Source organism: Sphaerochaeta sp. (assembly GCA_022482495.1).
Classification (GTDB): Bacteria; Spirochaetota; Spirochaetia; order Sphaerochaetales; family Sphaerochaetaceae; genus RUG023.
Genome location: JAKVPA010000001.1, coordinates 64,947 through 84,264 on the forward strand (window position 1 = coordinate 64,947; position 19,318 = coordinate 84,264).

A 19,318-nucleotide genomic window follows, 5' to 3' on the forward strand; every position below is an offset into this window, starting at 1 on the left:
AACCGTTCCAGCAAACCCGTTATTTTTGCGTCTCAGGCTGGGCTTCAGGAGCTTCAGCAGGCTTTTCTTCCTTTGGCGCTTCCTTCTCCTCTTCCTCATCCTTCTTGGACTTCATCAAATCAGCCAGGCTGAACGTATCGCTGTCGTCATGATCATTGTTGATCGTGTACTTGGCGATTTCGCTCTGCTCACTGCGCTTGACCATTTCCTTGATGGACAGGGAAAGTTTCTGCGTCGTCGGATTGCATTCAATGACCATTGCGGTGATCGGGTCACCAACTTTGAACTTCTTCAGAACGTCGTCGGTATACTCTTCATCAGGTCCAACCAGGTTGAACTTGCTGATCAAACCTTCGATGTCACCAGGAACCTTGACGAACACGCCAAAGTCAGTGACGTTGGAGATCACACCGCTGATCGTGCTGAACTTCGGATAATCGTGGCGGAGTTGCTGCCAGGGGTTCCCCTCCAGCTGCTTGACGCCAAGCTTGATCTTCCGATTCTCCGGCTCGACCTTCAGGACGACCACGTCGATCACATCGCCTTCCTTGCAGAAGGAGGCCATGTTCTTCACTTTCTTCGTCCAGGAGATGTCGTCGATATGCAGGAACCCGTCGATGCCTTCCTCAAGGTTGACGAACGCGCCACTGTTGGTGATCTTCACCACCGGCTTGGAAAGCGTCATGCCAACCGGATACCGCTCGGCAATGGTGTCCCACGGATTTTCCTGCAGCTGCTTCAGGCCCAGTGAAACCCGTTTCTTGTCCAGATCGTATCCCAGAATCTTCGCCTCAACCACATCACCGACTTTCAGGATTTCGCTGGGATTGTTGATCCGCTTGGTCCATGACATCTCGGAAATATGTGCAAGGCCTTCAATGCCCGGCTCCAGCTCGATGAACGCACCGAAGTTGGTGATCTTGGTAACCTTCTGCTTGATCACATCGCCGACATGGTAATGCTGCTCGAAGGTCGTCCACGGATCCTCACTCATATGCTTCAAGGAAAGGTTGATCTTCTGCGTCTCGGGATCAATATTGATCAACCGAAGCTGGACAACCTGCCCTTTTTTGACGAAATCTTTCGGCCGGGTCACATGACCCCAGCTCATATCGTTGATATGGAGCAGCCCGTCGAATCCGCCCAGATCAATGAACGCTCCAAAGCTGGTGAACGATTTCACCACACCTTCGACGACATCACCGATCTTCACGTTTGCGAAGAACTTCTCTTTGTTTTCCTTGATCTTCTGGTCAAGGTATTCACGGCGGTTGACCACGCTCTTCAGCTTGGCACCGCTATGGAACTTGTCGATCATGAAATAGTCGGAGACACCGATCAGAGATTCGGGATCCTCGACACGGACGACATCAGCCTTGGAGAGTGGGCAGAACCCACGGTAGTCGCCACCAAGATCAACTTCATATCCGCCTTTGATCACCTTGTCGAACTTACCCATAATCGGGGTATGGTTCTCGCTGGCTGCCTTCAACTCTTCCGTGCGCTTCTGGTAATCGGCCCGCTTCTTGGAAACGACGATCTGACCGCCCTTCCCTTCTTTCTGTACGATGACTACTTCCACCTTGTCACCGACATTGGGAATTTCCGTGAATTCCGAGCGGGGAATCCTACCCTCGCTCTTATAGCCGACGTCCAAAAACACCGTCTCGTCATTTACCTGGACAACAGTACCGGTCACGAGCTGACCGTCTTCGATTTCATCAAGAGATTTAAGATACGCATCCTGCATCTGCTGCAGTTTGGTTTTCTTTTCATCCATTTCTTTCTCTTCGTCCACTTGATTTCTCCTGATCCTAAATTTCCTATTTATTACCGTTTTTACACGAAAAAATAGCAGATAACACTGTCTCACAAACCTCATCCATAGTCAAGTACGATGTGTCGACATACAATGCATCTGGAGCGATTTTCAACGCTCCGACAGCCTTGTTTCGATCGATTTCGTCCCTCATCCGGATGACGTCCAGCACCTGTTCATAACTCCCGTTTTCCGGGTGTTGCTTGAAGCGTCGCATCGCCCTGACTTCCGGCTTTGCGTCGAAGTAACATTTCACATCGGCGTTGGGGAAAACCACCGTCGTGATGTCCCTTCCTTCAGCGATCACATCCATCCCTTTGGCGATGGCACGAAGCTGTTCGTTGACGTAGGAACGAAGCGGCGCGTAGGTGCTCACCTGGGCCACCGCAGCGTCCACCTCTGGGGTGTGCAGTTTGTCCTCCACACTCTTTCCGTCAATGCAGATCTCCCCGTTCTCCACGGAGAGTTTGATCTGTCTGGCGTGCTCCAGTACGGAAGGGAGATCGGAAACATCAGCCCCAAGCCGTTGCTGGTTGTACGTATAGGCACGATAGAACGAGCCGCTATTCAAATAGTAGAAGCCGCATTTGTCTGCAATCATGCGGGCAATGGTGCTCTTGCCTACCCCGGCAGGTCCGTCGATGGCGACGATCATTCCACGGCCTCCTTGACCAGATCCTCGATCTCCTTCGGTTCCAGACGGCGGTATGCGCCCATCTTCAGTTCCCCCAGATGGATGGATCCGATTCGGGTGCGCTGCAACTGCTTCACCTCATAGCCGAAGTAGGAGAAAATCTTTCGGATTTCCCGGTTGCGTCCTTCGGTAAGGATGATTCTGGCCACCCTGCGGTTGATCACTTCGTACGACTTGATGGTGTACGGCCGGTTGGAATCCACATACACGCCCTTTCTCGCCTCTTCCAGATCACCCTTGCGGATGTCCAGGTCGGTCTGCACCAGATACTCTTTCTCAATCCCATGGGACGGATGCATGATCTGGTTTGCCGTCTGGCCGTCATTGGTGAACAGCACCAGTCCGGTGGAGTCCTTGTCCAACCGTCCGATGTAGAAAAGCAGGCTCCGGTCTGGGATGTCGATCAAATCCCGGGCGTACAGCCGTTCATTGGGATCGTAGTTGGTGCACACATACCCCTTTGGCTTGTTCAGCGCGAAGTAATAGGTCATTTCCGCTGGTTCAACGGCCTGCCCGTCCACCGTCACCGCATCATCACGGTCAACTTTGGTCCCCAGTTCGGTGACCAGTTTGGTGTTTACCTTCACCCGTCCGCTGGTGATCAATTCCTCGCAGCTTCTGCGGGAACCACAGCCACTCTTGGCCAGGTAAGCCTGCAGTCTGATGGGATACTCAATTTTCATCCGTTCCTTCCTTGTCCTGCCCCTGGGTTTTCTCCCCAAACCGTTCTGCGTCGATCTCAGACAGCTTGGGCAGTTCGCTGATCGATGAGATATGAAATTCATACAGGAACTTGCGGGTTGTTCCGTACAGGCAGGGATGCCCGATGACATCTTTTCTGCCAACCACTTTGATATACTCGCGCTCGCGAAGCAGCTTGACGATGGTATCGCTTGCCACACCCCGGATGTTGTCGATCTCCCTGCGGGTCACCGGCTGGCTGTACGCCACGATGGAGAGCGTTTCCATCGCCGCTTTGGAGAGCCTGCGTTCCACTTTCTTCCCATAACTGGATTTGAGTTTTCCAAACAGGTCACTGGAGGGAGACAGCAGATAACCACCCGGGTTTTCGTTGACGGTAAGTCCGTGGAAAAAGAGGTTGTAGTGATCGGCAAGTTCATCCACCGCGTCTTTCAGTTCCGCTTGGGTCAAACCGGTCATCCGCGCCAGCTTTTCCTTCTCAACCGGTTCATTTTCCAAAAACAGGATCACTTCCACCAGCCGGGCGTTCTGACTGAGTACCGGTCCGGATTGCTTCTGCATCTTCTCTTTGGCCATCATGCACCATCCTTGTCATCGTCCAGGGGGATGATCTCCTCCTCGACCTCGTCATCGTAAGCAAGTTCCTTGCCATCCTCCCGCTTGATGCCTTTGTCATCGTGCAGCGGTCCTTTGACCTGCTCTGTTTCATCCACCGTGGAGAAGTTGTCCTCTTCCTGGAAGCCATGCTCCACCATCTCATCATACTGGTCGTCGATCTCGTCCGCTTTGGATGCGTCGAAATCCTGAGGACGCTGGATGATCATGATGGTCCCGTACGGCTCCTCCTGATGGATGACGATCTTCTGCAGTTTGCAGCATTCCAGAATCGCCATGAACGAGCAGACGATGTCAAGCTTGCTGTCCATGTGGACGATGACATCCTCCAAGGTAAGCTTGTCCTTTGTCTCAAAGAGTTCATCCATCAGGGCGATCTTCTCACTTACCGTAACGCTTTCATAGACGTTGAACACTTTGTTGGGCGCAATGGTACGCATCAAACTGGTGAACGTTTCCAGCAATTTCTGAAGCGTCACGTCCTGGAACAAATCCTGGTCGGAGAACGGAAGCATGAACGCGCTTTCCTTGCGGGCGATGGCGATGTCGCCCCCCACTCCACCGGTTTCCAAGAGCTGGGTGTACTTCTTGAACTTCTGGTATTCGATCAACTGCTCGACCAGTTCCTGCCGTGGATCCTCATATTCCTCGTCAAACTCAACGTCCACGGGAAGGAGCATCCGGCTCTTGATGGACAACAGTTCCGCCGCCATCTTGTAGAAACTGGTCATCGTGCCAAGATCCATATCCTGATGGCTGGAGAGATAGTCGATGAACTGGTCGGTGATCTGGGCGATGGGGATATCGTAGATGTTCATTTCGGACTGTTGGATCATGTACAACAAAAGTTCCAACGGTCCGTCAAACTTCAGCGACGGTGAATGAAAATTCTTGCCATCATTGGTGGTGAAACGGATATCTGCATCGGCCATTGTGGGCAGTATACCAAGAAGCGGACCCTCCCTGCAAGGAAGGAGGGCCGTATCACTTACGATTGTGCTGCGTCTGGTGCGGTTTTTGGTGTCACGGCCTCTTCAGGCTTCTGGCCTTTGGGCGGGAACATCATGGCACGGAGCTTGTCGGAAAGGTCCTTGGTAAGATCCGGGTTGGATTTCAGATAATCCAGCGTGCGGTCCCTTCCCTGCCCGATCTTCTCTCCGTTCAGGCTGTACCACGAACCGCTCTTCTCGATCATGCCGTACTTCAACGCGGCGTCCAGCACGGAACCGACATAACTGATGCCCTCGTTGAACATCAGATCCAGTTCGACTTTCTTGAACGGTGGGGCCACCTTGTTCTTCACCACTTTGACGCGGATCCGGTTGCCGATCACTTCATCCTCGCTCTTGGAAATCGTCTCGATCTTCCTGACGTCCAAGCGAACCGACGCGTAGAACTTCAGGGCGTTTCCACCGGTGGTCGTCTCCGGGTTGCCGAACATCACGCCGATCTTCATACGAATCTGGTTGATGAAGATGATCAACGTATTGCTCTTGGCCAACAGGCCGGTGAGCTTGCGGAGCGCCTGGCTCATCAAGCGGGCCTGCAGCCCCATGTGGGAATCGCCCATGTCTCCGTCAATTTCCGCCTGCGGGGTGAGCGCCGCCACCGAGTCGACGACAATGATGTCCACCGCGCCGCTCCGTACCAGCGATTCACAGATTTCCAGGGCTTGCTCCCCGCTGTCCGGCTGGCTGATCCACAGCTCGTCAATATTCACCCCAAGTTTCTTGGCGTAACTGGGATCCAACGCATGCTCGGCGTCGATGAACGCCGCGATGCCGCCGAGTTTCTGGCTTTCGGCGATGGCCTGCAAGGCAAGCGTCGTCTTGCCGCTTGATTCCGGCCCATAGATCTCCACCACCCTGCCACGAGGATACCCACCGATGCCCAACGCCTCATCCAACAGCAAAGAACCGGAAGGGATGCAGGCGATGTCCATCGCCTTCTGGTCATCCCCCAGTTTCATCAAGGAACCTTTTCCGAATTGTTTCTCGATCTGGCTGCGGGCCGCTTCCAGCGCTTCGAGTTTTTCCTTGTTTTCTTCCGGCTTACCGGTCCCTTGGGTTGTCGCTTTCGCCATACCTGACTCCTTCAATGCATCTACCAGCAAAGCGCCGGCGTTGGTCTATCGTTCCAGGACGAACGTCACCGGACCGTCGTTGGTGTAGGTGACCATCATGTGGGCACCAAACCGCCCATGGGCTACAGTATAGCCCAATCCGGTGAGATAGGAAAGAGCTTTACTATACATTTGGTTAGCCTTTTCTGGGTCCTCGGCATCATCGTAACTGGGGCGGTTTCCTTTGTGCAGGTTGGCGCACAGCGTGAATTGGCTGACCAAAAGAATCTGACCATGCACGTCATCCAAGCTGAGGTTCATCTTGTCATTGGCGTCACGAAACATGCGGAGTTTGACCATCTTGTCACAGATCCACCGCATCTGCTCTTCCGTATCACCTTTCTGCACGCCAAAGTAGACCAGAATTCCTTGGGAAATGGAACCGATCAACGCGCCGTCCACCGTGACGGTGGCGTCTTGCACACGTTGGATGACGCATCTCATTGGGAAAGCGCCTCATCGGCCAGACGGATCATCTCGTCGGCGAACGCGGCGCGGTCATCGCTGCTGAAGAACGCTGAGCCGCAGACTGCCACATCGGCCCCTGCAAGGACGGCGTCGGTGATTGTCTTTTCGTTGATGCCTCCGTCCACACTGACCAGATACCCATACCCTTCATCATCACGGATCTGGGCAAGATCGCTTACCTTGTGCAACGTGCTGGGGATGATCTGTTGTCCGCCGAAACCAGGGTTGACCGTCATGACCAGCACCAGGTCGCAATCCTCCAGCACCGGCTCGATCATGCACACCGGAGTGGATGGCACGATCGCCACCCCTGCCTTGCATCCACAACTGTGGATCAGTTGGAGCACCCGATGCAGATGGACGGTCGCCTCGGCATGTACGGTGATGTAATCACAGCCGCTCCGTGCGAACAATTCGACGTACTTTTCCGGTTCATCGATCATCAGGTGAGTGTCGTACACCAATGAGGAACAGGGTTTCAAGTCCTGGATGAATTTCGGTCCGAACGTGATGTTCGGGACAAACCTGCCGTCCATCACGTCGAAATGAATCCATTTCGCCGCGCTTTGGTTGATCGTCTCAAGCTCTTCCGCCATCCGGGAAAAGTCAGCGGAAAGGACGCTCGGAGCCAGAATGAGTTTGCTATGTTCCATATTCCTGTTATACCAACACTCACCCGGTTTTGCAACTTGCTTCTTCAGCGAAAGCATGGTATATTGTACACAGATTGAGACAAGCATTCCGAGCTGGCGCACAGTCAGCCCGGTTTGTTTTATGGCGGGAAAAAACCGTGTATTTTCAGGAGGCTTGGCATGCAAGCAAACGACATTGAGAAAGCCCTGCAGGAAGAGCAATGGACAAGGGCTCAGATCGGAACATTCACCCTTGGGTCGTTCCAACAGTTGGACGAGATGATCGCCCCGCTTGACGACGACACGCAGAACGAGGTGAAGGCGTTCTGTGACAAATACCTTGCCGAAAACCCAAAGAGCATCGTGGCGCTGTACGTTTCCGGCTCCCTTACGTTGAAACGGCACAGCCAGGAAGACAACATCAACCTCCTCAACCTGATCCAGATGTTCATCGACATCAAGAAATGGAACATTGTTGAGTACCTATGCCAAAAAATCCTTTCCGTCAGCCAGAACCGGCATGCATTGCGTCTGTTGGCCACCTGTTATCAGCAGCAAGGTGAAGTGGACAAGATGTTCGCGACCTATGAGCAGGTGATCAAGGCGGACCACGATGAGATTGACATCGTCAAGCAGTTGGCTGAACGCGCCAAGGCCAAGGGGGATACGGAAAAAGCCCTCGGGTTCTCCAAGATCGCGTTCGAGCGGAACCTGAACAAGCATGACATCACCGCGCTCCGTTCGCTGTTCGATGACATTCTTTCGTTGTGTCCAAATGATTTCGAATATTTGGTGGGCGCGGCGGAAAAAGTATCCCTGCAGAGCCCGTCCATCGGCATTGCGGTCCTCAGGGACATCGAGGCGCAGTTCAAGAACGACGTGGAGAAGCGTATTTTCTGTGAGAAACGAATCCTCGGGTTGGACAAGGAAGACGTTCTTGCCAAACAGAATCTTGTGGAGAGCTACAAGACCAAATACAAGGATCACAGCAGGCTGAACAGCTGCCTGGAAGAGAGTTCACTCACTTCCGGATACACCCGTGATGTGCTGACCGCCATCGAAGAGTTTGAAAAGAATATTTCTTTTGACAAAGGCACGTTCGTTTATCAGGAATCCACCAAACGGCTTGGAAGGATCCGCAGCATCGACGACCATATGGTGGTGATCGATTTTGTCCATCAGAAAGGGAACGAAGGGACGCAGATGACGCCTGCCATGGCCTTCCGCAGCCTGAAGGCGCTCCCCAAGAGCCATATCCTTGTGTTGAAAGGGTGTGTCAGCCATGACAAACTCCGGGACAAGATCATGTCGGACGTCCCCTGGGCGCTTCACATCCTCTTTGAAAGTTTTGATGGTACCTGCTCAATGAAGCAGATCAAGAAGGAACTGTGTCCCGAACTGCTTTCTGACAGCCAGTGGACCACCTGGTCACGGACAGCCAAAGGCATTCTGATGACGGACGAGCACTATGATGTATCGCCGGAAACCGACGCGTTCATCCTCAGGCCTACTCCGGTCACCTATGATGAGAAGCAGCTTTCCATCTTCAATTCCCATGAGAAGTTCAACGACAAGGTCAAGGATCTGAAGAAGTTCCTCAGCGACAAGGGGAATACGGACAGCGAATCGTTCTATGCGATGATCCAGTACTTCTCCAAGATTCTTGAGGCGAGAAAGGATCAAAGTTCCGCCGATCCGGAGACAATGGGTTCCTACCTGTTGTTGGACGACCTGCTGAACCAGAAGAAGTTCACCTTCATCAAGATTCCGCAGGAAGTCAGTTTTTCCTCGCTGACCAAGGACTGCACGATGGACAAGTTCGTTGCGTTGTTCAAGAGCGTCGACGATCCTGACTTGAAAAAATGCTTCATTGACTGGACGGTGGAGACTCGGCCGGATTGGAATGAGATCCTGCTCCTTCTCTTCCCCCACTACCTGACCAGCTACATCCCGGACATCTACCGCAGCAAGAAACGCAGCGGCGAGTTCGAGAAGGTGTATTCCCTGGCCGTCAATGAGTACCGTGATTATTCCAACATGCTGATCTACTTGATCAAGAACACGCCGCAAAAGACGTGGGAGAAAGCAGGCATCAGCCAGGAAAAACTGCTGTTCACCGAACTTGAGGTGATTGATTTCCTCAACCACAAGATCGACGCGAAGGTGGATGGACAGGAGAGCAGCACCAATGTCAAGGTGTTGATGGAGCGTCTGTTTGGCAAGAATAAAAAGAATGATGACGGTCTTGTGTTCATTACGTTGGGGAAAGGGGATGAGGAGTTCGCCCGGAAGATCGACAGCCTGGTGCACAGTTGCTTCAATCTGGATCCTGGCATGAAGATCTATGTCCGGCACATTATTCAGGAACGATATCCTTCCCTGCAGTTCAACGACACACCGAAGGAGATCAACCGTGATGCGGTGATCCCCACCGGATGGTTCTGTTCCCGTTCTGCTTTGGAAGCGAAGAAGAAGGAGCTGGACAACATCCAGCATGTGATTCTTCCCAAGGTTGCGACGGACATCGCCGTAGCCCGTGAGAAAGGTGATCTCCGGGAAAACAGCGAGTACAAGTACAGCAAGGAACAGCAACAGTTCTACAACACCCGGGCCCAGTCATTGAAGGAAGAGATTGACAAGGCGATCGTGGTGACGAAGGACAAGGTGGATCCTTCCCGCACTTCGTTCGGCACCAGCGTGCTGTTGACGGACAACAAGAGCGGACAGGACATCAGCTACACGTTGATGGGTCCGTGGGATTCCGATCCGGACAAGAATGTGATCAACATCCTCGCTCCGATGGGCAACGCGTTGCTCAACAAGAAGGAAGGGGAACGATTCAAATTCGACGTGAACGGACAATCCTACGACTACACCATCAAACAGATTACCGTGCATGATTTCTCGTAATCGCACACAGATGGGCCGGGGAACCGGCCCATTTCCTCCTTTTTTCGATCTTTTCTTTTTGGCCAGGTGTAGTTTTTCTCACAATAATACAAAAACTATTTGAGTACGTTTCCGTTTAATGCTACTATTTCGCAGAGTGCAGGTGCAGCGTGAACAACAACGGATATCCAAGGCCTCAAATGGTAAGAGACAACTGGCAAAGTCTCGATGGTGTCTGGTATTGCGCATTTTCACGGGAACACACCATCCCTGATGAATTCGATACGACGATCATCGTGCCTTTTTCCCCTGAAACAGAGCTTTCCGGCGTAAAACGCGTTTTGTTGCCGGAAGAAAGCCTGTTCTACCGAAGGACATTTTCCTACCATCACAAACCAGACACCCGGGTGCTGCTCCACTTCCAGGCAGTGGACCAGGAATGCGTTGTCTTTCTCAATGACAAGACCCTTGGTTCCCATATTGGCGGATACATCCCCTTTGGGTTTGACGTGACACCGAACATCAGGGATGAGAATGAGCTTGTCGTCATCGTGACGGACAAACACGACCGCTCTCCCCTTCCCAAGGGAAGACAACGTCTCAATCCCGCTCCGAACTGCACCACGGCGCAAAGCGGCATCTGGCAGACTGTATGGTTGGAGACGGTACCGGAAACGTATATTTCTTCCCTTACCGTGACTCCTGACTTGGATCACCAGTGTTTTTCCCTTCAGGTGACAACCAACAAGGAAACCTCCGATCCCGTGACAATCACCTATGACGGAAAGACCATTTCCGCCTTGAGCAACATCAAGGTAACCTGTCTTCTGCAACAGCCCCACCCTTGGAGCCCGGAGGATCCCTTCCTGTATCCGGTTGCCGTTACCTGTGGGGAGGATACGGTACAGACCTATGTGGCGATGCGTAGTTTCCGTATGAAGGATGGGGTCATTTTCCTCAATGGAAAACCCTACTTCCACCATGGCGTATTGTACCAAGGGTATTGGAAAGAAGGATTGTACACCCCACCCGACGACCAGGCGGTGGAGAATGACCTGATGGGCATCAAGGCGTTGGGGTTCAATACGATTCGGTTGCACCAGAAGGTGGAGACGTTGAAGTGGTATCATCTCTGCGACACGTTGGGCTTGCTCGTTTGGCAGGATATGCCCTCAGGCGGAGTTGTCAAACCACGTGGCTTGGGCACCTTCCCGCTGATGCTCCGTCCAAGCAAGGCGGATGACACCAAGAAACATGCCTTTCTTGGCAGTGATGACCGCACGTACCGTTTGGAATTCCTGGCGGAACTGAGAGGAATGATCCGTCTTTTGTACAACTGCCCTTGCGTTGAGATGTGGACATTGTTTTCCTGTGGATTGGGCCAGTTCGATTCAACACGACTGCAGGCCCACGTCAAGGCGTTGGATGGTTCCCGGTTGGTCAATCCCACCGACGGCGTCTATGACCAGGGCTCCGGAGATGTGCATGCGGAACACCTTCCCTCCCTGAAATACCATATGCGTCCTGACGCCCATCAACGCGCCGTGGTGATCTCTGATTTCGGAGGATTCTCCATCGGCGCAAAGACAGGCTTCGCGTATCATGCCGTCAGCAATGAAACGGCGTACAACCAGGCTTTGGTCTCCTTGTACCAGAATGTGGTGGCACCCGCGAAACAACAAGGATTGGCCGGGTGTGTCTACACCCAGTTCCATGATACGGAAACGGAATCGGATGGGTTGGTGTCGTACGACCGCAAACAGGTGAAGGTCACACCTGAGACCGCATCAATGATCCGATCGTTGCTTTTTCAGGACGGTCAGGAACGGAATACGGAAGATACGGTAGCTCAACAGAACCACCAGACATCCCGTCAAGCCTAACGCACAGGTAATGCCAAAGTTGCGCCATGTGGAGCCCTCTCCCCACCACAACGGTGTGATGTTCCGGTAGACGATGCAGAGGACGGCCAGCGGAAGATTGGCCAGAAGGATTCTTCCCAATGCCTTTCCCAATCTGAGGTCTTTTGCGATGGCATACACATCACGCACCGAGAACATCATCAGAGCCAACGCCACCAGGAACCCGATGTTCCCTGCAATGGCAAGAGAGACGACGGTATAGCCAAGGTGAAGGAAAAGCCAGGAGCAGAATATGTCAATTCCGGTCTGGATTGCCGTCAGGATCAATACCAAACGATACCGGTCCACACTGTAACAGCATTTCTGGAAAAACCCATACCATGCGATGAACGGCATTCCCCAGAGAAAGGCGCGCACTACGCGAGATGTAAGCAACGCAACCTCTGCGGTGAATGCGCCACTTTGGAGAATGGTACTGACGCATTCCTGGGAGAGCGTTCCGATGACCAGCGAGGAAGGGATCAAAAAGGTCGCAAGGTACTCCAGGCCTTTCCCCATTTCATCGGTAAGGCTCGCTCTGTCTCCTCTAGCCCAGGAACCGCTCATCAATGGAAAATAGACGGTGGAGATGGCGGTGAGGAAAATCCCATAGGGAGTCTGCCAGAAAATCGTCGCGTTGCTCAACGCCGTGACGGATCCTTCCGCCATCATCGATGCGAAACTGAATGAAACCTGTTGTCCGATGATCTGGATCACCGAAGCGCCGATGACGATCACCCACCGATGGATGACTTGTCCGAACGTTCCATCCGGTGGCCGGAAAGAGAACCGGATCCGGTAGCCCATGTGATGGATGGCGATGATGCTGTATCCCAACTGCAGGAAGCCCCCGATCATCACCGACCAGCCCATGGCCTGCGGCGTCCGCCCATACCACACGCCGAAGATTACGGCAAAGGAGAACAGAAGCGGCGAAAAGGATGCGGCGAAGAACCGCTGGTGGCACTGCAGCATGCTGTTGGTGATGGTGGACAGGCTGATGGCTCCCAGGAATACCATGAAAAACGGAAGAAGGCTCCCTCCTAGAAGCACCCCTTCCTTGGGGAAATCCGATACCGCCTGGATCACCGCGCTTCCCGTCCATCGGGCCATGAGGACAAGCATGACGAACAACACCGTCTGCCAGGTGAACAACAGGTTGAGCAATGAATTGGTTTCTTTGCGGCGTTCCTCGTCGATCAACCGGGAGAACACCGGTACGTAGGCCGATGACATCGCGCCTTCGGCGAACAGCTTGCGGAAGTTGTTGGGGATGTTGTACGTGAAGTTGATGACATCCCCCACCATGCCGGATCCATACACCGATCCGATCACCTTCGCCTTGACGATGCCCAGGAGCCTGCTCGCCAAGGTGAGGATCATTACGGTCAGGCTGTGGCGCTCATCCTTCGGTTTTTTGGGAGAAGCGCTCAAGGTAATCCTTCTTGAATTGGGTGAACCGGTCTTCGGCGATGGCCGTTCGGACCCGCTCCATCAAGCGATGGAAATAGGCAAGGTTGTGTTCGGTTGCCAGCATCCCGCCAAGCATCTCATTGCATTTCACCAGATGGTGCATGTAACCACGGGTGTATTCCCTGCAACAAGTGCAGTCACAGTCAGGATCCACCGGAATCATCTGTTCTGCGAATTTGGCCTTTTTCAGCGTCAGAACCCCATCATCGGTAAAGACGGCGCCGTTACGCGCCATGCGGGTTGCCAGAACGCAATCAAACAGGTCGATGCCGTTCTCAACCGCTTCCAGGATATAATCGGGGCTCCCGATGCCCATCACATACCGTGGCTTTTCCTTGGTGACGCAGGAAGCCGTGTAAGCAAGCATGTGGCGGAATGTCTCCGGCGTCTCACCGACGGAAAGCCCGCCGATGGCAACTCCCGGGAAATCCATCCCGCTGATCGTCTCCGCGCTGATCTTCCTCAGGTCCTCATAGAAATTCCCTTGTACGATTCCAAACAGATTGCCAGGAAACGACTTCCCCAGTTCCTGTTTGCGTTTCAGCGCCCGCTCTGCCCATGCGTGGGTGATCTCCATCGCCTTGACGGCGTTGCGGTACGGAATATCCGGCTCGGTGCACACATCCAGGCACATGGCGATGTCACTGCCAATGACCGATTGGATGTCTACCACCTTTTCCGGCGTGAAGACATGGCGGGAACCATCGATATGGCTTTGGAACTTCACGCCGTCCTGTTCAATCTTTCTCAAACCGGAGAGGGAGAATACCTGGAACCCGCCACTGTCCGTCAGGATGTTCCCGTCCCAGTTGCAGAAGCGATGCAGGCCTCCATACGTCTTCAGAACCTCGGTGCCCGGACGAAGGTACAAGTGATAGGTGTTTGCCAAGATCAGGTTGTACCCGATCTTCCGAAGCGTATCATGATAAATCCCTTTGACCGTGCCGTTGGTCCCCACCGGCATGAACGCCGGAGTGACCACATCCCCATGGGGAAGATGCACCCGTCCCAGACGGGCTGCACTGTGGGCGTCCTGATGCGTCAATGTGTAGATGCTATCCATGTGTCCATCCAAATACCAAGCGTTGCAAGACTGCGATACATCCTATCACAATCATCGGAATTACCATACCCCAAAGCGCCGGAATCACGCCCTGCCGGGCAAGGAGCAACGTCAGCATCTGCGTGACGTAGTAGATCACGGCAATGCAGACGGACATGATGATGGTAAGCAAAAGGACATTCTTCTTGAACCGGTACGAGATGGTGCATGCGATGAACAGCATGACCAGAGGCGTCAGGCACCCAAGAATCCGTTGGATGTAGTCGATCCGATAGCTGGTCCAAGCGCTTCCGTTGGTCTCTTTCATCCGCTCCAGGAACGTACGCGCAGCGGAAAGCTCCATTGTCTTGACATCTTCACTGTTATCCCGGAACAAGTCAGGCTTCATCGTGATCTTCGGATCCTGGTACGTCGCCTGGCGTGAGATGGATAACCGCATCCCGTCGTACGTCACGGTGGTCACCGTACTGTCTGTGAATACCCAGAGGTTCCGTTCCGCATCCCACCGCGCGGAAGGAGCCTCCACCTTGGTCTTCACCCTTCCTTTTTCATCCTGGACCAGCAACGTGACGCGGGAAAGCGTGTGGCTCCGGTCATCATATTTGCGTGCGTGAATCACATACCGTTCTTCGCGGTCGCTCAGCGTGATGTTCCTGCTGTCCCTGGTGGAGGAAAGCCCCAGATACTGTTCCAACATCGCCGTCCGCTGTTTTTCCATGGGAATGGCGATCTTCTCCTGCAATCCAAACTGCATCATGCAGCAAAGCATCCCCAGTGCCAATACCGGCAGGGCGATTGCTCTCCCACTGAACCCCGCATTGTACAGACAGATCAACTCATTGTTGGCCGTCAATTGGCTGAAGGTGAATGCTGCGGCAAATAAGAGCGAAGGCGCCAACGACTGGATCAGCGCTGTCGGGACATACAGCAACGCGGAAAGCAGGATTACCGGAAACGGCACGGCGTTGCTGACGAAGCCGTCCAGGTTGGTGAACAGTTGGACGGAGACCAACATCAACGTGCAGAGCAGCATGGTCACCAGAGCGGTCTTTACCACTGACCCGACGACGTACCGATGGACCACTTTCATCGCTTCGCCACCTTGAGCAACAACAGTCCCAAACAGAACAGGATCATGTCCGGCATCCAGATGAACACCCAGGGATCCATCGGGGTCTCGAAGATTTGCAGTTGCGCGAAAAACAGCAGGTACCAGTAGGCGACGGAACTGAGCATCGCCACGGCGAAACCGACCAACCGTCCGTGACGGATCCGCAGGTACGCCATGGGGAACGTCAGGAATACCAGGAGAAAGCATGCCAGGGAAAGGGCGAACTTCTTCTGCAGTTCCGCGCGATAGTACTGGTAGTAAAACGCGATGGGAGGAGCGTTCTTTCGCTGTTGGTACTCCTTCCATCCGGAATTGAATTCCTCAGGTGACGTTGTGGTGGCAAGACTCCCCCATTGCCGTCTGAGACGGTTCTGCCAGGATGCCCTGTCCTGCAGAAGGCCTTGTTGTTTCTCTTTGCTTTTCGCTTGAAGCTCGTGGATGGAAAGCTGGCTGGGGAGCGTGTTGGAAATCTGGGGAACCTGGGAAGAAAAATCCAAGGACAGATACGCTTCCTTTGCGGTAACGATACTCCAGGAATCCCGCTTCTGCGGATCGGTCATCAGAATGGTTGGTTGGTCAACCGTCATGCCATAGACAAACGACGTGGGATCCTCCCAACGGATGGTCGCCTTGGGGGACGTGAGCGCCTCCTGCTCCTGTCCTTGCTCTCCGGTGGTGAACATCACCAGGTCGTGGACGGTAGAGCCTTCCGCCTGTCCGATGGAAAGGACGCGGTCGCCGATGGTATTGGAAGCGTAGCTGGCCAGTTCCAACGTGGGAAGATCTTTCATCATCTCCACGTACAGGTCCTTGTATGCCCGGCTGCTGGCGGGCAGCAGACGATCGGCTGTCACCAGGGTCAGCGCGGAAAGCGCCAAGGCAAACACGCAGATCGGAGCGAACACCTGTTTCATGCTGATGCCGTTGGATCTCATGGCAAGAATCTCACCGGTGGTGGAGAATTCTCCGATCACCATGGCGGATGCCGTCAATGAACTGAACGGAAACGTATACAACAGGAATTGAGGAATGGCAAGGACCACCAAGTGGAAAACGTTTCCCAAGGAAACGTTCTTCACCAATACCTTTTGGGCGATCAACAGGATCTGGTTGATGAAAAAGATGAAGAAAAAGAACGCGAACGCGACAAGGAGGCTGGAGAGATACTCACGCCCCACATATCGGTGCACCAATCGGTAACGTCCGCCCACCATCTCACACTCCTGTGGAACCAAACCCTCCTGAACCCCGTTCCGTTTCGTCCAGGCTCTCCACACATTGGAAGGATGCTTTGGTGTAGGTTGCGAACACCATCTGTGCGATGCGATCCCCATCATGGACGAGGAACGGCGCTTTGCCGTGATTGATCAACAACACGCACACCTCACCACGATAATCCGCGTCAATCGTTCCGGGACTGTTCAGTACCGTCACGCCAGAACGGAACGCCAAACCGCTCCGTGGCCTGACCTGTGCCTCATATCCAGGAGGCAACGCGATGGCGATTCCCGTAGGGACTTTCGCATACTCACCCGCGGGAATCTCCAGAACGCCATCTGGAAGGGATGCGCACAGGTCGCACCCGGCGCTTCCTTCCGTCTGGAAGAGCGGGGCTTTCGCCCCGGCCCGTAAAAGACGATATCGGACAACCATCACTTCTTCTGTTGTTCGATCGCGTCAATGTAGGAAAGATTCAAGCGGTTCTGCCGATCGATCTCGATCAGCTTCACCGGCACCTGCTGTCCGACCTTCAGCACATCCTCCACATGCTCCACACGTTTGCGTGAAAGCTTGGAAATGTGGCAGAGACCTTCCTTGCCAGGCAGAATCTCGATGAATGCGCCGAAATCCATGATGCGCTTCACCGTACCCTGATAAATCCGCCCTACTTCCGGTTCCTCGACGATGGCTCCCACCAGTTCCTTGGCTTTCTGGGCCGTGGCGCTGTTCGGAGCGTAGATGGTAATCGTACCATCATCATCAATGTTCACCTCCGCGCCGCTCTGCTGGGCGATCGCCTTGATCGTCTTGCCACCAGTGCCGATCACCGCGCCGATCTTCTCCTCGTCCACTTTCATGGTAAGGATCTTCGGAGCGTACGGGCTGATCTCAGCGCGCGGTCCGGGCAGGCACTTCGTCATGATGCCCAGGATGTGCAGACGGCCACGTTTTGCCTGATCCAACGCCTGGTGCATCAGTTCGGGAGTGACGCCAGCGATCTTGATGTCCATCTGGAACGCGGTGATTCCGCTTTCCGTTCCGGCAACCTTGAAGTCCATGTCACCCATGTGATCTTCTTCGCCGCAGATATCAGAGAGGATACGATAGTTCTCGTAATGCTCGCCTTCGGTGATCAAGCCCATGGCGATGCCGGCGACCGGCTTCTCAATGGGAACACCCGCGTCCATCAACGAAAGGCATCCGCCACAGACGGAAGCCATGGAAGACGAACCATTGGATTCCATGATGTCGGAAACCACACGCGTGGTGTACGGGAACTTGTCCTTGCCCGGATAGACGGCCTGCAGGGCGCGCTGGGCAAGATGGCCATGGCCGATCTCACGTCTGCCAAGGGTCAGTTTGCCGGTTTCACCAACACAGTACGGCGGGAAGTTGTAGTGCAGCATGAAGTTGGAGAAACTCTTCGCTCCATCGATGTTGTCGTACATCTGCTCATCCTGCTCGGTTCCCAGCGTCGTGGTGGCGAGGCTCTGCGTCTCACCACGGGTGAACAGCGCCGAACCATGGGCGCGCTGCAGCACACCCACTTCGCAGGTGATCGGTCTGATCTCATCCAGATGACGTCCGTCGATACGGATGCCGTCCTTCAGGATGGATTCACGAAGCGTGTCGCGCTCCAGATCAAGGATCATCGTGGCAAGCTGTTCCGGACGCTTGGAATCAACCGCAACCAGATCGGCGTATTTCTCCACCATCTGAACGCGGACGGCGTCAATAGCCTCTACTCTGTTCTGTTTGCCTTTGGTGAACGTAGCGGTCTTTACCAGCGGCGCGGCTTCCTTCTTGATCGGCTCAAGCCAGGACAGATCCGTCTTGGCTTCCAACACGGGGAGCTTCTGCTTTCCCGCGATCTTCTGCAATTCCATCTGTATTTCGCACAGCTCTCTGATCACCGGCTGGGCAGTGTTGATCGCTTCGATCATCTGCTCTTCACTGACCTGCTTGGCTCCACCCTCAACCATGGTGATGCCATCATGGGTGCCGGCGACAACAATGTCCAGCGTGGAGGCGGCAATCTGGGAGAAGGTCGGGTTGACGATGTATTTCCCCTCCACCATGGCGACACGGACTGCGGCGATCGGACCGCCGAACGGAATGTCACTGATCGTGACCGCAGCGCTCGCTGCGTTGATGGCAACCACATCCGGTGTGTTGTTCTGGTCCGCGGAAACAACCGTCGGGACCACCTGAATCTCACGGCCGAACGCCGGATCAAACAGAGGCCGCATCGGACGGTCAATCAAACGGGACACCAGGATCTCTTTGTCTTTCGGCTTTGATTCCCTTTTCAGGAATCCGCCGGGGATCTTGCCGGCGGCATAGTATTTTTCGTTGTACTCTACGGAAAGCGGGACATAGTCCAGCGGTTCCGTCGGCGCAGCGCCACAGCAAACCGTCGCGATGACCGCGCACCCGTCATAGGTGGCGAACACCGCCCCGTTTGCCTGTTTGGCGATCCGTCCGGTTTCGAACACCAGATCGTGCTCACCAATCTTCATTGAAACTTTCTTAACTTCCATAACTTCCTACTTCTTTCTTTGTTCTTTGTGCTTCTAACGATCAGATCCTGCGAAACAACACAAAAACC

At 54.0% G+C, this 19,318-nt stretch carries 16 protein-coding genes; 2 read left to right on the forward strand and 14 right to left on the reverse strand.

The window, feature by feature from the left end; genetic code table 11:
- Positions 1-19: 19 nt before the first annotated feature.
- The 8 genes from LKE28_00345 to rpe are packed head-to-tail and all read right to left on the reverse strand — an operon-like array spanning position 20 to position 7,073.
- Positions 20-1,780, reverse strand: a complete 1,761-nt coding sequence (locus LKE28_00345; GenBank protein MCH3906728.1) for a 30S ribosomal protein S1 — start codon at positions 1,778-1,780, stop codon at positions 20-22.
- A 43-nt stretch (positions 1,781-1,823) separates the two neighbouring features.
- Positions 1,824-2,474, reverse strand: coding sequence for a (d)CMP kinase (cmk, locus tag LKE28_00350; GenBank protein ID MCH3906729.1), 651 nt, complete (start codon positions 2,472-2,474; stop codon positions 1,824-1,826).
- Positions 2,471-3,196: an rRNA pseudouridine synthase gene (locus LKE28_00355; protein MCH3906730.1), complete on the reverse strand. Its 726-nt coding sequence runs from the start codon at positions 3,194-3,196 to the stop codon at positions 2,471-2,473. The genes cmk and LKE28_00355 overlap by 4 nt, the downstream gene beginning before the upstream one ends.
- On the reverse strand, positions 3,186-3,794 hold the full coding sequence (gene scpB, locus LKE28_00360; protein ID MCH3906731.1) for an SMC-Scp complex subunit ScpB: 609 nt from the start codon (positions 3,792-3,794) through the stop codon (positions 3,186-3,188). Before scpB ends, LKE28_00355 begins: the two co-directional genes overlap by 11 nt.
- Positions 3,791-4,762 carry a segregation/condensation protein A gene (locus LKE28_00365; protein ID MCH3906732.1) on the reverse strand — a complete coding sequence of 324 codons (972 nt, stop codon included), beginning with the start codon at positions 4,760-4,762 and terminating at the stop codon, positions 3,791-3,793. The genes scpB and LKE28_00365 overlap by 4 nt, the downstream gene beginning before the upstream one ends.
- A 56-nt stretch (positions 4,763-4,818) precedes the next feature.
- Positions 4,819-5,913 (reverse strand): recombinase RecA, encoded by a 1,095-nt coding sequence (gene recA / locus LKE28_00370; protein ID MCH3906733.1) that lies wholly within the window; start codon positions 5,911-5,913, stop codon positions 4,819-4,821.
- 45 nt (positions 5,914-5,958) lie between these two features.
- Positions 5,959-6,396 carry a D-aminoacyl-tRNA deacylase gene (dtd, locus tag LKE28_00375; GenBank protein ID MCH3906734.1) on the reverse strand — a complete coding sequence of 146 codons (438 nt, stop codon included), beginning with the start codon at positions 6,394-6,396 and terminating at the stop codon, positions 5,959-5,961.
- Complete coding sequence (gene rpe / locus LKE28_00380; GenBank protein MCH3906735.1) at positions 6,393-7,073, reverse strand: ribulose-phosphate 3-epimerase; 681 nt, start codon at positions 7,071-7,073, stop codon at positions 6,393-6,395. Before rpe ends, dtd begins: the two co-directional genes overlap by 4 nt.
- Positions 7,074-7,232: 159 nt before the next feature.
- Between rpe and LKE28_00385 the strand changes: the two genes are divergently transcribed.
- Positions 7,233-9,962 (forward strand): GreA/GreB family elongation factor, encoded by a 2,730-nt coding sequence (locus LKE28_00385; protein ID MCH3906736.1) that lies wholly within the window; start codon positions 7,233-7,235, stop codon positions 9,960-9,962.
- Positions 9,963-10,141: 179 nt separating this feature from the next.
- Entirely contained in the window at positions 10,142-11,824 is a 1,683-nt protein-coding gene (locus tag LKE28_00390; protein MCH3906737.1) for a glycoside hydrolase family 2, read from the forward strand.
- Here the strand turns inward: LKE28_00390 and murJ are convergent.
- The 6 genes from murJ to pnp are packed head-to-tail and all read right to left on the reverse strand — an operon-like array spanning position 11,729 to position 19,229.
- Positions 11,729-13,276 carry a murein biosynthesis integral membrane protein MurJ gene (gene murJ, locus LKE28_00395; protein ID MCH3906738.1) on the reverse strand — a complete coding sequence of 516 codons (1,548 nt, stop codon included), beginning with the start codon at positions 13,274-13,276 and terminating at the stop codon, positions 11,729-11,731. The two genes, LKE28_00390 and murJ, sit on opposite strands and share 96 nt — an antisense overlap.
- A complete protein-coding gene (gene tgt, locus LKE28_00400) occupies positions 13,245-14,378 on the reverse strand; it encodes a tRNA guanosine(34) transglycosylase Tgt (protein MCH3906739.1) in 1,134 nt (377 codons plus the stop codon). Before tgt ends, murJ begins: the two co-directional genes overlap by 32 nt.
- Positions 14,371-15,468: an LptF/LptG family permease gene (locus LKE28_00405; GenBank protein ID MCH3906740.1), complete on the reverse strand. Its 1,098-nt coding sequence runs from the start codon at positions 15,466-15,468 to the stop codon at positions 14,371-14,373. The genes tgt and LKE28_00405 overlap by 8 nt, the downstream gene beginning before the upstream one ends.
- The gene (locus tag LKE28_00410; protein ID MCH3906741.1) at positions 15,465-16,703 is read right to left on the reverse strand and encodes an LptF/LptG family permease; all 1,239 of its coding nucleotides are present in this window, start codon (positions 16,701-16,703) and stop codon (positions 15,465-15,467) included. Before LKE28_00410 ends, LKE28_00405 begins: the two co-directional genes overlap by 4 nt.
- A gap of 1 nt (position 16,704) precedes the next feature.
- Positions 16,705-17,142 carry a dUTP diphosphatase gene (gene dut, locus LKE28_00415; protein MCH3906742.1) on the reverse strand — a complete coding sequence of 146 codons (438 nt, stop codon included), beginning with the start codon at positions 17,140-17,142 and terminating at the stop codon, positions 16,705-16,707.
- On the reverse strand, positions 17,142-19,229 hold the full coding sequence (gene pnp, locus LKE28_00420; protein MCH3906743.1) for a polyribonucleotide nucleotidyltransferase: 2,088 nt from the start codon (positions 19,227-19,229) through the stop codon (positions 17,142-17,144). Before pnp ends, dut begins: the two co-directional genes overlap by 1 nt.
- Positions 19,230-19,318: the final 89 nt, after the last annotated feature.

Bases quoted from the DNA above. Each gene is read 5' to 3' on its own strand.
- LKE28_00390 (MCH3906737.1), top strand. From the start codon at position 10,142: ATGGTAAGAGACAACTGGCAAAGTCTCGATGGTGTCTGGTATTGCGCA.
- tgt (MCH3906739.1), bottom strand. From the start codon at position 14,378: ATGGATAGCATCTACACATTGACGCATCAGGACGCCCACAGTGCAGCC.
- scpB (MCH3906731.1), bottom strand. From the start codon at position 3,794: ATGATGGCCAAAGAGAAGATGCAGAAGCAATCCGGACCGGTACTCAGT.
- dut (MCH3906742.1), bottom strand. From the start codon at position 17,142: ATGGTTGTCCGATATCGTCTTTTACGGGCCGGGGCGAAAGCCCCGCTC.
- recA (MCH3906733.1), bottom strand. From the start codon at position 5,913: ATGGCGAAAGCGACAACCCAAGGGACCGGTAAGCCGGAAGAAAACAAG.
- cmk (MCH3906729.1), bottom strand. From the start codon at position 2,474: ATGATCGTCGCCATCGACGGACCTGCCGGGGTAGGCAAGAGCACCATT.
- LKE28_00405 (MCH3906740.1), bottom strand. From the start codon at position 15,468: ATGAAAGTGGTCCATCGGTACGTCGTCGGGTCAGTGGTAAAGACCGCT.
- LKE28_00365 (MCH3906732.1), bottom strand. From the start codon at position 4,762: ATGGCCGATGCAGATATCCGTTTCACCACCAATGATGGCAAGAATTTT.
- dtd (MCH3906734.1), bottom strand. From the start codon at position 6,396: ATGAGATGCGTCATCCAACGTGTGCAAGACGCCACCGTCACGGTGGAC.
- LKE28_00410 (MCH3906741.1), bottom strand. From the start codon at position 16,703: ATGGTGGGCGGACGTTACCGATTGGTGCACCGATATGTGGGGCGTGAG.
- LKE28_00345 (MCH3906728.1), bottom strand. From the start codon at position 1,780: ATGGATGAAAAGAAAACCAAACTGCAGCAGATGCAGGATGCGTATCTT.
- rpe (MCH3906735.1), bottom strand. From the start codon at position 7,073: ATGGAACATAGCAAACTCATTCTGGCTCCGAGCGTCCTTTCCGCTGAC.
- LKE28_00385 (MCH3906736.1), top strand. From the start codon at position 7,233: ATGCAAGCAAACGACATTGAGAAAGCCCTGCAGGAAGAGCAATGGACA.
- LKE28_00355 (MCH3906730.1), bottom strand. From the start codon at position 3,196: ATGAAAATTGAGTATCCCATCAGACTGCAGGCTTACCTGGCCAAGAGT.
- pnp (MCH3906743.1), bottom strand. From the start codon at position 19,229: ATGAAGATTGGTGAGCACGATCTGGTGTTCGAAACCGGACGGATCGCC.